This is a genomic window from Noviherbaspirillum pedocola (genome assembly GCF_016632335.1).
Classification (GTDB): domain Bacteria; phylum Pseudomonadota; class Gammaproteobacteria; order Burkholderiales; family Burkholderiaceae_D; genus Noviherbaspirillum_A; species Noviherbaspirillum_A pedocola.
Map to the genome: position 1 here is coordinate 238,195 of NZ_JAEPBG010000005.1, position 14,392 is coordinate 252,586.

General features: G+C 58.7%; 9 protein-coding genes and 3 tRNA genes. 1 reads left to right on the forward strand and 11 read right to left on the reverse strand.

Annotated features, from left to right (window positions below; genetic code table 11):
• Positions 1-27 precede the first annotated feature (27 nt).
• The 11 genes from JJB74_RS14230 to JJB74_RS14280 all read right to left on the reverse strand — a co-directional run bounded on the left by JJB74_RS14230 (position 28) and on the right by JJB74_RS14280 (position 13,393).
• Positions 28-1,962: a SurA N-terminal domain-containing protein gene (locus JJB74_RS14230; protein WP_200592544.1), complete on the reverse strand. Its 1,935-nt coding sequence runs from the start codon at positions 1,960-1,962 to the stop codon at positions 28-30.
• A 93-nt stretch (positions 1,963-2,055) separates the two neighbouring features.
• Positions 2,056-2,132 (reverse strand) — tRNA-Asp (locus tag JJB74_RS14235).
• Between the two features lie 41 nt (positions 2,133-2,173).
• A tRNA-Val gene (locus JJB74_RS14240) sits at positions 2,174-2,249 on the reverse strand.
• A 71-nt stretch (positions 2,250-2,320) separates the two neighbouring features.
• Positions 2,321-2,593 (reverse strand): HU family DNA-binding protein, encoded by a 273-nt coding sequence (locus tag JJB74_RS14245; RefSeq protein ID WP_200592707.1) that lies wholly within the window; start codon positions 2,591-2,593, stop codon positions 2,321-2,323.
• 205 nt (positions 2,594-2,798) lie between these two features.
• Positions 2,799-5,210 (reverse strand): endopeptidase La, encoded by a 2,412-nt coding sequence (lon, locus tag JJB74_RS14250; RefSeq protein ID WP_200592545.1) that lies wholly within the window; start codon positions 5,208-5,210, stop codon positions 2,799-2,801.
• 251 nt (positions 5,211-5,461) lie between these two features.
• Entirely contained in the window at positions 5,462-6,730 is a 1,269-nt protein-coding gene (clpX, locus tag JJB74_RS14255) for an ATP-dependent Clp protease ATP-binding subunit ClpX (protein WP_200592546.1), read from the reverse strand.
• 164 nt (positions 6,731-6,894) lie between these two features.
• Complete coding sequence (clpP, locus tag JJB74_RS14260; protein WP_325170128.1) at positions 6,895-7,524, reverse strand: ATP-dependent Clp endopeptidase proteolytic subunit ClpP; 630 nt, start codon at positions 7,522-7,524, stop codon at positions 6,895-6,897.
• Positions 7,525-7,553: 29 nt separating this feature from the next.
• The gene (tig, locus tag JJB74_RS14265) at positions 7,554-8,897 is read right to left on the reverse strand and encodes a trigger factor (RefSeq protein ID WP_200592547.1); all 1,344 of its coding nucleotides are present in this window, start codon (positions 8,895-8,897) and stop codon (positions 7,554-7,556) included.
• 32 nt (positions 8,898-8,929) lie between these two features.
• Positions 8,930-9,016: transfer RNA gene (locus JJB74_RS14270), tRNA-Leu, on the reverse strand.
• 97 nt (positions 9,017-9,113) lie between these two features.
• Positions 9,114-12,245, reverse strand: coding sequence for an efflux RND transporter permease subunit (locus JJB74_RS14275; RefSeq protein ID WP_200592548.1), 3,132 nt, complete (start codon positions 12,243-12,245; stop codon positions 9,114-9,116).
• Positions 12,242-13,393, reverse strand: a complete 1,152-nt coding sequence (locus JJB74_RS14280; protein WP_200592550.1) for an efflux RND transporter periplasmic adaptor subunit — start codon at positions 13,391-13,393, stop codon at positions 12,242-12,244. Before JJB74_RS14280 ends, JJB74_RS14275 begins: the two co-directional genes overlap by 4 nt.
• Before the next feature lie 124 nt (positions 13,394-13,517).
• Here JJB74_RS14280 and hpnC point away from each other — a divergent pair, with 124 nt between their 5' ends.
• A complete protein-coding gene (hpnC, locus tag JJB74_RS14285) occupies positions 13,518-14,378 on the forward strand; it encodes a squalene synthase HpnC (RefSeq protein ID WP_200592552.1) in 861 nt (286 codons plus the stop codon).
• Positions 14,379-14,392 lie beyond the last annotated feature (14 nt).

Below are 14,392 nucleotides of genomic sequence, written 5' to 3' on the forward strand. Positions count from 1 at the left end.
ACGGCTGGAAGGCCGCGCCCGCGTTTTTTATTTCTGTTGTGCCTGGTCGACGCCTGCTTCGGCACTGGGGGCATGCAGGATCTTGGCCTTCGCCCGCGCCTTCAGCACATCGATATAGGCCAGGGTTTCCGATTGCGACAAGGCGCCGGCCACCTGCTGCTGTTCGGACTGGCGACGCGCGGTATCGATCTTGTCGGCGGGCGCCAGGCGATTGATGCGGTAGACGCCATAGCCCTTGCCGGGCAGTTCAGCGCCAACAAGGGTCGGCAGCTTGGTGACATCGGCGCGCATCACAGCGAGGAAGCCGGCAGCGTCCAGGCCGTTATCCTTGGCGCGCGACACGAGCTTCTTCTCCGCGTTCATGCCAGCTGCCTCCGGCTTCGCCTTCCATTCCGCCAGGCGCGCTTCGCCCGCCTTCTTCGCCGCCGCCATTTCCTCCTGTTTGAGCACTGCAGCGCGCACCTCGTCCTTTACCTGCTCGAAGGGCTTGCGTGATTTCGGCTGGTATTCGATCACGTGGCCAGCGATCAACGTGCTCGGGCCCACTTCGACCGCCTCGGTGTTGTGCTTGTTACGCACGGCGTCGTCCGAGAACAGCGCGCTCAGGAATTTCGGATTGTTGTACGGCGCATCCTTGGGCAGCGCCGGGTTCGGCGTGCGCGAGAGGTTTGACACGGTCTCGATCTTCAGGCCGAGCTTGTCCGCGACCGGCTTCAGGCTATCCGCCTGCTCGTAGACCGTGTTCGAGAAGGTTTCGGCCAGTTCGCTGAATTTCTTGGCGGCGAGCTGCTTGCGGATTTCCGCTGCGATCTGATCCTTCACTTCTTCCAGCGGACGCACGCCGCCGGGCTTGACGTCGGTGAGTTTGATGATGTGGTAGCCGAACTCGGATTCAACCACATCGCTGATTTCACCCTGCTTCAGTTTGAAGGCTGCATCTTCGAACGGCTTGACCATCATGCCGCGGCCGAAGAAGTCCAGGTCGCCGCCACGCTCTGCCGAACCCGGATCCTGCGAATTTTCCTTGGCAAGACGGGCGAAATCATTCGGATTCTTGCGCAGCTGCGCCAAAAGGCTTTCCGCCTTCGCGCGCGCGGCTTCCTTCTGCTTGGCCGACGCATCCTTGGCCGCCGCGATCAGGATATGGCTTGCGCGGCGTTGCTCTTCGGTGGTGTAGCGCTTCTTGTTCTGCTCGTAATAGGACTTGATGTCGGCATCGCTGACGCTGACCTGCGACGCCGCCGATTCCGGACTCAGCACGACGATCTCCGCCTTGGCCCGCTCCGGGGTGTCGAAGCGCGAGCCGCTGTTGTCATAGAAGGACTTCAGCATGTCGTCGGTGACTTTCACCTGGCTCGCGTAATCCTCCGCCTTAAAGACTACGGCCTGCACTTCGCGCTGCTGTTCATTGATTTCGGAAAGCCGGGTCGCGAGCGTCTTCGGCGCAAAGGCGCTGTTCTGGACAGCGGCATTGAGCTGCTGCATTGCCAGATCGCGGCGCAGTTCGCGGTCAAACATGTCCGGTGTCTTGCCTTGCGTTGCCAGGATCGCCTTGTAGCGCTCCATGTCGAAGCTGCCATCCTCTTTTTGCAAGCCAGGAATCTGCATGATCGCTCGCTGCAGATCGCCGTCAGAAACCGAGACATGGCTGCGCACCGCTTCGGCAGCAATCGCTTTCTGTGCGATCAAATTGTCCAGCACTGCTTGGCGCGCTTCGGGAGTATCGAGAATCTTGGGATCGAATTGGGCGCCGTAGGCCTGGCGAAGCCGCTCGGTCTGTTCGCGCCGCGCGACGTCATATTCTTCCTTCGTGATGGTCTGTCCCGCCACCTTAGCCATCGCATCATCGCCGCCGCGCATGCGCATGTAGCTTTCCACGCCAAACAGGGCAAACGATGGAATGATGAACAACAGCAACACAAACTGCATCAGGCGCTGATGGGTGCGGATGAATTCAAACATGGTTTAACCGGTAGTGGACGGGAATTGCTGAGCGCGCGGCATTCTAACGCATATAAAAAAAGGCGAACATCTGTTCGCCTTTTTTCGGTTTTCTGGCGGAGTGGACGGGACTCGAACCCGCGACCCCCGGCGTGACAGGCCGGTATTCTAACCGACTGAACTACCACTCCTGATTGGTGGAATCTTGCGATCCCCATTTCTGACTGACTGTTGGTGGGTGCTGAGAGGCTCGAACTCCCGACCTACGCCTTGTAAGGGCGCCGCTCTACCAACTGAGCTAAGCACCCGACATACTCTACACAGCGCTGAATACATCTTGCCAGCCAGACTTCCGCGTTTGTCACCACGCGAAAGGCAGCTAGTTTAGCGCATCTTTCAGGGCTTTGCCAGGCTTAAATTTCGGGACTTGCGCTTCCGCGATGTTGATCTCGCCACCAGTGCGCGGATTGCGGCCAGTCCGTGCAGCGCGCTTGCCCACGGTGAAGGTACCGAAACCCACCAGCGTTACTGACCCGCTGTTTTTCAATGTCGTGGTAACCGCGTCGATCATCGCATCGAGCGCTCTGCTTGCAGACACTTTGGAAATGTCGGCTTGCTCTGCGATGTGGTCTATCAATTCCGTCTTGTTCACTAACGCCCCTTGAAGATTGTTGAACGGCATCCGGAGAGGCGCGACTGCCCGAGTCACCGGTTTGCCTGCTGCGGCAAAACCGCAGGCGGTATTAGACAAGCCGGTGGAGACCGTGTCAAGACTGCAACGATTTGGCAAAAATCCTGGAAAACCAAGAAAAAACGCGCTCCAGAGAGCGCGTTTTTGGATACGGCAAGGAAGTGCTTTAGTGCTTCATCACGCTAGGATCCGACTTGTCCGCCGGTTTTGATACCGCTGCTTCAGCGACCTCCTCCTCCGGCAACGCAACCGGTTGACGCTCCAGTGCGATTTCCAGCACCTTGTCGATCCAGCGTACCGGGACAATTTCCAGACGGTTTTTCACGTTATCCGGAATTTCGGCCAGATCCTTCACATTCTGCTCGGGGATCAGCACGGTCTTGATACCGCCACGATGCGCGGCCAGCAGCTTTTCCTTCAGACCGCCGATTGGCAAAACTTCACCGCGCAGCGTGATCTCACCGGTCATCGCCACATCGGCGCGCACCGGGATACCAGTGAAGACCGACACTAGTGCCGTCGTCATCGCAATACCTGCAGAAGGACCATCCTTCGGTGTCGCGCCTTCCGGCACGTGGATGTGGATGTCGTTCTTCTCGAACACCTCGCTCTTGATGCCCAGCGCCTTGGCGCGGCTACGCACCACGGTACGCGCAGCTTCGATCGATTCCTTCATCACATCGCCCAGCGTGCCGGTGCGAATGACTCCGCCCTTGCCCGGCATCGTGATCGCCTCGATCGTCAGCAGGTCGCCACCCACTTCGGTCCAGGCAAGGCCGACAACCTGACCAACCTGGTTGTCTTTCTCGGCCACGCCGAAATCGAAGCGACGCACGCCAAGGAACTTGTCGAGATTTTCGGAGGTGACGTCGATACGCTTGTCATCCTTGGCCAGCAACAGCATCTTCACTACCTTGCGGCAGATCTTGGAGATTTCCCGCTCGAGCGAACGCACGCCGGCTTCACGCGTGTAATAACGGATGATGTCGCGAATCGCTTCTTCCGCCACATTGATCTCGCCTTCCTTCAGACCATTATTCTTGATCTGCTTCGGCAACAGGTAGCGCTGGGCAATGCTTGTCTTCTCATCCTCGGTGTAGCCCGACAAACGGATGACTTCCATCCGGTCCAGCAGCGCCGGGGGAATGTTGAAGGAGTTCGACGTTGCGACAAACATCACATCAGACAGGTCGAAATCGACTTCAACGTAGTGGTCGGAGAACGTATGGTTCTGCTCCGGATCCAGCACCTCCAGCAAGGCCGACGACGGGTCACCGCGGAAATCCATGCCGAGCTTGTCGATTTCGTCGAGCAGGAACAGCGGATTGCGCACACCGGTTTTTGCCAGGCTCTGCAGGATCTTGCCGGGCATCGAACCGATATAGGTACGACGATGCCCGCGAATTTCCGCTTCATCGCGCACACCGCCAAGCGCCATGCGCACGAACTTGCGATTCGTCGCACGCGCAATCGACTGGCCAAGCGACGTCTTGCCGACACCCGGAGGGCCGACGAAGCAGAGGATCGGCGCCTTCACCTTGTCGACGCGCTGCTGGACAGCAAGGTATTCAAGGATGCGTTCCTTGACCTTTTCCAGCCCATAGTGATCGTCTTCCAGCACCTTTTCGGCATTGGCAAGATCGTTGTTCACCTTGGATTTCTTCTTCCAGGGCAAACCGATCAGCGTGTCGATGTAATTGCGCACGACGGTCGCTTCAGCCGACATCGGCGACATCAGCTTGAGCTTCTTCAGCTCGCTCTGCGCTTTTTCCCGAGCTTCCTTAGGCATCTTGGCAAGCACGATTTTTTTCTCGAGCTCTTCCAGATCCGCGCCCTCTTCGCCTTCACCAAGCTCCTTCTGGATCGCCTTCACCTGTTCGTTCAGGTAGTACTCGCGCTGGGATTTTTCCATCTGGCGCTTCACGCGGCCACGGATACGCTTTTCGACCTGAAGGATGTCCAGTTCGCCTTCCAGTTGCCCAAGCAGATGCTCATGGCGCTTGGCGACATTGAACAGCTCCAGAATGACCTGCTTCTGCTCGAGCTTCAGCGGTAGATGCGCTGCAATCGTGTCGGCAAGACGGCCCGGATCATCGATTCCGGAAAGAGACGTGAGAATCTCGGGCGGAATCTTTTTATTCAGCTTCACATATTGGTCGAACTGCTGAACGATTGCACGACGCATCGCTTCGACTTCCGCATCGTCGCCAGCCTCGGATTCGACGGGCGTAAGTTCGGCCGTGAAATGGCTGTCGAGCTCGGTGATCTTGTCAATGCGCGCACGCTGGGCACCTTCCACGAGCACTTTCACAGTACCGTCAGGCAGCTTCAGCATTTGCAGGATGTTGGCGACGCAGCCGATCTCGTAAATATCTTCAGCAGACGGCTCGTCTTTGGCGGCCGCTTTTTGCGCCGCGAGCATGATGCTTTTGCCCTGCTCCATCGCAGCTTCGAGCGCCTTGATCGATTTCGGGCGTCCCACGAACAGCGGAATCACCATATGCGGGAATACGACGACGTCCCGCAGTGGCAACAGCGGCAGTTGGGTGGGTGCAGTAAGTAAAGATGTAGTCGTCATGGCGAGCCCTATCAAAAAACCTGTTCATGATGTTGGCACGGGCGGGCGAAACACAAGGCCAGTTACCGATAAAAAACGAACTTACATCGAAACAGCAAATAAAAAAGCCACGCACGATTTGAAAACCGCGGTGGCTTTGCGATGTAAGCCTTTGTTCTGCAAACGCTGCAGTTGATGCATCCGGCCTGTCGAGCAGCTAACAAACCAGCCTGTCGTCTGAAGCTATTCAGGGACAGGTGATTTATATCATGTTATTTCGCTCCCGACACTTTAGGCTGCTCGTGATAGATGAGAATCGGCTTTGCGCCATTGGTAATCGTGTTCTCATCGATAACGACTTTTGCAACGTTTTGTTCGTTCGGCAGTTCGAACATAACTTCCAGCAACGCATGCTCAAGAATCGACCGAAGACCACGTGCCCCAGTCTTTCTGGCCAGTGCCTTGCGCGCGATAGCATGCAGCGCAGCCGGACGAATTTCCAGTTCCGCGCCTTCCATTTGCAAAAGCTTCGCGTATTGCTTGACGAGTGCGTTCTTGGGCTCGAGCAATATCTGGATCAGCGCTTCTTCGTGCAATTCCGACAGCGTTGCGACCACCGGCAGACGGCCGACGAGCTCGGGAATCAGTCCGAACTTGATCAGATCTTCCGGCTCAGCTTCAAGCAAGATTTCGCTAGTGCTACGCTGCGCCTGACTCTTTACGCTTGCCGAGAAACCGATGCCGCTCTTTTCAGAACGTTCGGAAATCACTTTCGCAAGGCCGTCAAAGGCGCCGCCGCAGATGAAAAGGATATTCGTCGTGTCGATTTGCACGAAATCCTGGTTCGGATGCTTACGACCACCTTGTGGGGGCACGGAAGCCATTGTGCCCTCGATAAGCTTGAGCAAGGCTTGCTGCACGCCTTCACCGGAAACATCACGAGTAATTGATGGGTTGTCCGACTTACGCGAAATCTTGTCGATCTCATCGATATAGACGATGCCGCGCTGCGCCTTTTCAACCTCGTAATTGCAATTCTGCAACAACTTTTGAATGATATTTTCGACGTCTTCGCCAACGTAGCCCGCTTCGGTCAGCGTCGTGGCATCAGCGATCACGAAGGGCACATTCAACATTCTTGCCAGCGTCTGCGCCAGCAGGGTTTTGCCGGAACCTGTTGGTCCGACCAGAAGAATGTTGCTCTTTGAAAGCTCAACATCATCCTTTTTGCCTATGTGCTTAAGTCGCTTGTAATGGTTGTAAACCGCGACAGACAGGATGCGTTTTGCGGTTTCCTGGCCAATAACATACTGGCCAAGCAGGTCGAATATCTCTTGTGGAGTCGGCAAATCGGACTTGGGACCGCTTACCGTTTCGACGCTGGAAGCTTCGTCACGAATGATGTCGTTGCATAAGTCTATGCATTCATCGCAGATGAATACCGACGGACCTGCGATGAGCTTCTTGACTTCATGCTGACTCTTTCCGCAGAACGAGCAGTAAAGCAGCTTTTCACCGCTGGAGGACTTTTTATCGGACATGGAAAAAGCTTTGCTAAAAGGGTTGTTCGATCTTACCCGTGAAATTCTGCCTCGTCACGAGCGTGCGCAAAAAATGACGGCCAGTACAGAATATTCGCAAACAACAAAAACGAACGCCCGGGCATGTTTTGCCAGGGCGTTTCGTGATGGGAGCCTGCCCTGCATCAACCGCGATTGGCAAGAACCTTGTCAATCATGCCATAGTCAACCGCTTGCTCCGCCGACATGAAGTTATCTCGGTCGGTATCACGGCTGATCTGCTCGATCGAACGGCCAGTTTTTTCCGCCAGGATGGCATTCAGGCGTTCGCGCAGATACAAAATTTCGCGTGCCTGAATCTCGATATCCGCCGCCTGACCTTGGGCACCGCCCAGAGGCTGGTGAATCATGATCCGCGAGTTGGGCAACGAGAAGCGCTTGCCTTTCGCGCCAGCGGCGAGCAGGAATGCGCCCATCGATGCGGCAAGACCGGTACACAGCGTCGACACATCCGGCTTGATGAACTGCATCGTATCGTAGATCGCCATGCCTGCTGAAACTGAGCCGCCCGGCGAATTGATGTACAGGGAAATATCCTTGTCCGGGTTCTCGCTCTCGAGGAACAGCAGCTGCGCCACGATCAGATTCGCGCTTTGATCGTTGACCGGCCCAACCAGGAAAATTACGCGCTCCTTCAGCAAACGCGAGTAGATATCGTAGGCCCGTTCGCCACGGCCACTCTGCTCGATCACCATCGGGACCATACCGAGCATTTGCGTGTCCAGTGCGCCGCTCCCCATCATGCTAGTAGTCATGTGCTTTCCTCAGAAGATGCACAGGAGACTTAGCCCTGTGCGTTGTTCGCCATCAGCTCGTCAAAGCTTACCGGTTTTTCCGAAACCTTGGCTTTACCGAGAACATAGTTGACGACGTTTTCTTCCAATACAAGAGCTTCGACTTCAGCAAGGCGACGACGATCGCTGTAGTAGTACTTGATCACTTCCTGAGGATCTTCGTAGCTCTTGGCAAATTCTTCTACCTGCGCCTTGACCTGCTCCGCGGTCGCCTGCAGCTCGTTAGCCTTCACCAGGTCGGCGAGGATAAGGCCAAGGCGGACACGACGTTCAGCCTGCGACTGGAACAGTTCGCGCGGGAACGGCATGTCGTTGACGTTCATGCCACGCTGCGCCATGTCTTGGCGCGTCATATCCATCAGGCGGTCGATTTCCTGCTCGACCAGCGCTTTCGGCACTTCAAGATTGGTCGCGGCTATCAGCGCATTCATCACGCTGTCCTTCGTACGCGCCTTCGTGCGGCTTTGCACTTCGCGCTCGAGGTTCGAACGGATATCCTCACGCATCTTCTCGAGGTCGCCGTCAGGAATACCCAGCGACTTCGCAAATTCCTCGTTCACTTCGGGCATGTGCGCCCATTCCAGCTTCTTCAGCGTGATCGTGAATTGCGCGGTCTTGCCGGCCACATCCTTGCCGTGATAGTCCTCGGGGAAATGCAGATCGAAGGTCTTGGATTCACCGACTTTCAATCCCAGCGTCGCGGCTTCGAATTCCGGCAGCATGCGGCCTTCACCGAGCACGAAAGCGAAGTCTTCCGCTTTGCCGCCCTGGAATTCAACACCATCGATGGTGCCGACGAAGTCCACGGTCACGCGATCGCCATTCTGCGCGGTGACATCGCCGCCGCCGTCGCCATGCTCGCTGTGCTGGCCTTTTTCATGGTAGTGAACGCGCTGCTTGCGCAGGATATCGATGGTCTTGTCGATTTCCGCCGGACTCACTTCGGCCACGGTCTTTTCGACTTCCGCATTTGCCAGATCGCCGACTTCGACTTCCGGATAGACTTCGAAGGTCGCATCAAAAGCAACCATGCCTTCCGGCGCGCCGGACTTGGCTTCGATCTTCGGGAAACCTGCCACGCGCAGATTGTTTTCGCTGGTGGCTTCGGCGAATGCGCGACCCACCTTGTCATTCAGAACATCGGATTCGACTTGATAGCCGTACTGTTGGGCCACCATTTTCATGGGGACTTTGCCGGGCCGGAAACCGGGCGCCTTTGCAGTGCGGGCGCGGATTTTCAATTGCTTTTCCACTTCCGCCTGAACGTCCGCCAGCGGCAGCGTAATGGTAATGCGGCGCTCGAGTTTTTCCAGGGTTTCGACTTCAGTTGCCATGTGACTCGTCCAAAAGGTTTTTAATCATGTTGTGGTGCGAGGAGGGGGACTCGAACCCCCACACCATTGCTGGCGTCAGGACCTAAACCTGGTGCGTCTACCAATTTCGCCATCCTCGCGATATCTGTCGCCGCAAAAACAAAGGGCGACCGGGAAGTGCAAGTGGGTCGCCCTGCATTGCCGTTGCCTGCGGCTTTTCAACTTCAAGCGCGGATTCTACTGGATTTTTTCCGGGATCGGCGCTGTTTTTGACAACACTGCCTCCCCGGCTGGCCTTTTCACGCGGAACCAGGCCGAGTACAGCGCCGGCAGGAACAGGAGCGTCAGACCGGTGGCGACGATCAGTCCGCCCATGATCGCCACCGCCATCGGGCCCCAGAACACCGAGCGCGAAAGCGGAATCATTGCCAGCACCGCGGCCGCCGCGGTCAGGATGATCGGCCGGAAGCGCCGCACCGCCGACTCCACCACCGCATCCCATGGCTCCGCGCCCGCGGCAATATCCTGTTCGATCTGATCGATCAGGATCACCGAATTGCGGATGATCATGCCGAACAATGCAATCACGCCCAGCTGCGCGACGAAACCGAACGGACGCTGCAGCAGCAGCAGGGCCAGCGCTGCGCCGGCGACCCCGAGCGGACCGGTCAGGAATACCAGCAGCGCGCGCGAGAAGCTGTGCAACTGCAGCATCAGCAGCGTGAAGATGATGAAGATCACCAGCGGCACGTTGGCCGCAATCGACTTCTGCGCCTTGCCGCTATCCTCGATCGCACCCGCGAGCGTGATGCGGTAACCCGGCGGCAGTTGCGCGCGGATTGCGTCGAGCTTCGGATTGATCTGACTGGACACAGTTGGGCCTTGTATGCCGTCGGTCACGTCTGACTGCACCGTCACCGCCCATTCCCTGCCTTCGCGCCAGACCACGCCTGGCTCCCAGACAAAGCGCGCACGGGCGACCTGCGAAATCGGCACCGACTTGCCCGACGCGGTCGGCACATTGGTGCCGTTCAGCAGCTCAATGCTGGAACGTTCCTCCACCGGCTGGCGCATGACGATGTCAATCAGCTTGTCGCCTTCACGGAACTGGCCGATGGTCGTGCCGGACAGGATGGTATTGGCCGAGCGCATCACCGTCTGCGAGGTGATGCCAAGCGCCCGCAGCTTGTCCTGATCGAGGTCGAGCCGCAGCACCTTGACCGATTCATTCCAGTTGTCGTTCACGCCCCGGGTGTTCGGATTGGCGCGCATGACTTCCTTCACCTGATCGGCGATGCGGCGCACCTTGTCGACCTCCAGGCCAGTGACACGGAATTGCACCGGATACGGCACCGGCGGTCCGTTCGGCAACTGCTTCACGCGGCCGCGCACTTCCGGAAAATCCGTACGGAACAGATCGGCGATGCGATGACGCAGCGCTTCCCGAGTTTCCAGGTCTTTCGGCAGGATCACGACCTGTGCCACGTTCGTCTGCGGAAAGATCTGATCCAGTGGCAGATAGAAACGCGGGCTGCCGGTACCGACATAGCTGGTGACGCTCACGATGCCCTGCTGCTTGGCCAGGTAGGTTTCCAGCTTTTTTACCTGCGACTCGGTGGCCTGGAAGGACGAGCCTTCCGGCAGCCACATCTCGACCATCAGCTCCGGCCGCACCGAATCCGGAAAGAACTGCTGCTCGATGAAGCGAAAGCCGAGCACGCCGAGCACGAAGGTTGCCAGCGTCAGCGCGATGGTGGTCTTGCGCCACTCGACGCACCAGGAGACTAGCTTGCGAAAGCGCGCATAGAACGGCGTGTTGAACAGTTCATGGTGGCCATCGGCTCCGGCGGCCGGCTTGACCTTCAGCAGCACGTAGCCGATGTATGGCGTGAACAGCACGGCCGCCAGCCAGGAAATCAGCAGCGCGATGGCATTCACCGAAAACATCGAGAAGGTGTATTCGCCGGCGGCTGACTTCGCCAGGCCGATGGGCAGGAAGCCGGCTGCGGTGATCAGGGTGCCGGTCAGCATCGGAATCGCCGTCGACGTGTAGGCAAAGGTCGCAGCCTCGAAACGCGACAAGCCCTCTTCCATTTTCCGCACCATCATCTCGACGGCGATGATCGCATCGTCCACCAGCAAGCCGAGGGCAATGATCAGCGCGCCCAGGGATATCTTGTGCAGGTTGATGCCCAGGATATGCATGAACAGGAAGGTCACTGCGAGCACCAGCGGGATGGTCAAGGCCACGACCAGGCCGGGCCGCGCATCCAGGCGCATCGGTTTCGTATGCAGCCCGAGCGCGATGAAGCTCACCGCGAGCACGATCAGCACCGCTTCGACCAGCGTATGCACGAACTCATGCACCGACGAAGCCACCATCTTCGGCTGATCCGTGACCTGCTGCAGCTCGATGCCGACCGGCAGCTTTGCCCGGATCGCATCGGTTGCCTTCTGCAGATTCTCGCCGAGCTCGATGATGTTGCCGCCCTTCTCCATCGAGATGCCAAGGCCGATCACTTCCCGGCCGTTGAAACGCATCTTGTCCTGCGGCGGATCGCGGAAGCCGCGATGCACAGTGGCCACGTCTCCCAGGCGGAAAGTGCTGTTCCCGGCGCGCAGCTGCAGGTTTTCCAGATCCTTCACCGAGCGCAGCGCGCCGCTGACGCGAACCTGCAGATTGTCACTGGGCGTGACCAGCACGCCGGTCGATTCCACCGCGTTCTGCGCGTTGATCTGCGCGATGATCGACTCGATAGGCACGCCAAGCTGGGCGAAGCGCTTGTGGGAAAACTCGATGTAGATGCGCTCGTCCTGTACGCCATACAGCTCGACCTTCGACACCGACGGCACCAGCAGCAATTGCTGACGCACGAAATCGGCATAGTCCTTCAGCTCGGCATAGTTGAAACCGTCGCCGGAAAGCGCGTAGATCGAACCGAAGGTGTCGCCGAACTCATCGTTGAAGAACGGCCCGGCCACGCCGCCAGGCAGCGTGCCGCGGATGTCGCCGATTTTCTTGCGCACCTGGTACCAGGCATTCGCCACTTCGCGCGGCGGAGTCGATTCACGCAGTTGCAGGATGATCAGCGTCTCGCCAGGTTTCGAATAGCTACGAATGCGGTCGATGTACGGCGTTTCCTGCAGCTTTTTCTCGAGCTTGTCGGTGACCTGGTCGGCCATCTGCAGCGCGGTGGCGCCGGGCCAGTAGGCGCGCACTACCATCGCACGGAAGGTGAACGGCGGATCTTCGTCCTGGCCGAGATCGGTATAACTCATGACGCCGCCGATGAGCAGCACCACGATCAGGTAGCGGATCAGCGGAATGTGCTGCAGCGCCCATCGCGACAGATTGAAACCGCCCTTCATTTGCCCGCCCCGTCGGCCTCGTTGTTCGCTACCCGCTCGCCGTCGAGCACCGTCACTTTCTGGCCCGGCTTGAGCAGATGCACGCCGGCGGTGACCACGATCTGCCCTGGCTCCACGCCGCTGGCAATCAGCATGTCATTGCCGGACGGGCCGGCGAGCTGAACCTGCGCCAGTCGCACCGCGCCCTTTTCCACGACCCACACGCCCGTTCCCTGTCCGTCCTTGACCAGGGCGGAAAGCGGCACCCGCACGGTAGGCTTCGTTCCGGCTTCGTTGAAGGTGACGTAAGCCGTCATGCCCAGGCGCACGTCCTCAGGCGCATTCGGCAGTGCGATCTTGGCGGTATAGGTACGGGTGACCGGATCGGCCACCGGTGACAGTTCGCGCAGCTTGCCCGGCAGTGCCTGGTCCGGATTGGCCCAGGTACGCACCTTGACGTTGTCGACCTTGCGCAACTCGTCCACCCGGTCTTCCGGAAGGCTGATCACAATTTCCTTTTCGCCGATCTGGGCCACCCGAATCACCGGCGTGCCGGCGGCCACGACCTGCCCGGTTTCGGCATCAATGCCGGTGACCACGCCATCGGCGTCCGCCACGAGGTTGCCGTAGCCGGTCTGGTTGCGCTGCGTGCGCAACGCCGCGGAGGCCTGTTCATAGTTTGCCTTCGCCGCGCGATAAGCAGTTTCCTTGCTGTCAAGCACCGCCTGGCTCACGAAGTTCTTTTCGCGCAAGTCCTTGTAGCGCGCATATTCGGCCTTGGCCAGGGACAGATTGCTCTCCGCCGCCTGCAGCGCCGCATTCGCCTGGGTCTGCGCCAATTGCAAATCCTGCGGATCGAGGCGCATCAGCACCTGACCGCGCTTGACCGGGGAACCAACGTCCACCAGCCGCGCGACGATCTTTCCACCGACCCGAAAGCCCAGCCGCGATTCATACCTCGCCCTGACATCCCCGGGATATTCCGCCACTGACGACGCATTGACTGCGGCAAGCCGCATCGCGCGTACCGGGCGCACTTCCTCGACCTTTTCCACCGGCTTGGAGCAGGCGCCGAGCAGGAGCGCAGACAAGAGCGCCACCGAACCCAGCCTGGCTGCCGGAAAAAAGCGTGTGCGAGCTGCAATCGCGGCCTTGGGAATATCCACCATGATTTCCTTTACTATGCGGGCTGCGCGAGCCCGTCGACGGACTGCTGCCGTCCTGACATGGCAGCTATGACAGTTACTGACTGATGAGTCGGTAATTATATGCGATTTGTTTTCCCGGACTTCCATGCCCGTTGACCATTACGAGAACTTTCCCGTCGCTTCGGTGCTGCTGCCGGCGCGGCTGCGGCCGCCGGTCGAGGCGATTTACGCCTTCGCCCGCAGCGCCGACGACATTGCGGATGAAGGAGACGCCACGCCCGAAGAGCGTCTTGCGAGCTTGCAGGAATACGAGCAGGAACTGGATCGGATCGAGTCAGGCGTAACACCGAGCACGCGCCTGTTCCAGAAATTGACAACGATGGTAGCGGAACACGCCTTGCCGCTACAACCAATGCGCGACTTGTTGTCCGCCTTTAAACAGGACGTGGTCGTCAAACGCTATGCAGGCTACGCCGACCTCCTCGACTATTGCAGGCGCTCGGCCAATCCGGTCGGCAGGCTGATGCTGCATCTGTTCGGCGCCGCCGACGAGAGCCATTGCCGCCAGTCCGACGCGGTCTGCACCGCGCTGCAACTGATCAATTTCTGGCAGGACGTGGCCGTCGACTGGGACAAGGGCCGCATTTATCTGCCGCTGGAAGACATGCAGCGTTTCGGCGTCGCACAAAGCGATATTGCGGGTGGCGTGGCCGACGAGCGCTGGCGTGCGCTGATGGCTTTCGAAGTGGCTCGCGCCCGTGCCTTGATGCAGGAAGGCGCGCCGCTGGCACTGCGGATGCGTGGCCGCATCGGCTGGGAGCTGCGGCTGATCGTCCAGGGCGGACTGCACATCCTGGATGCGATCGAAGCGGCCGACTACGACGTGTTTCGCCATCGTCCGACGCTGGGAAAAGCCGACTGGCTGCGCCTGGCCTGGCGCGCGCTCACCATGCGTGGGCAGCGAGTTGCCGAACCTGTATCAAAGCCCGGTTCTCGGCTACGATAGCGGCCTTTCCATTC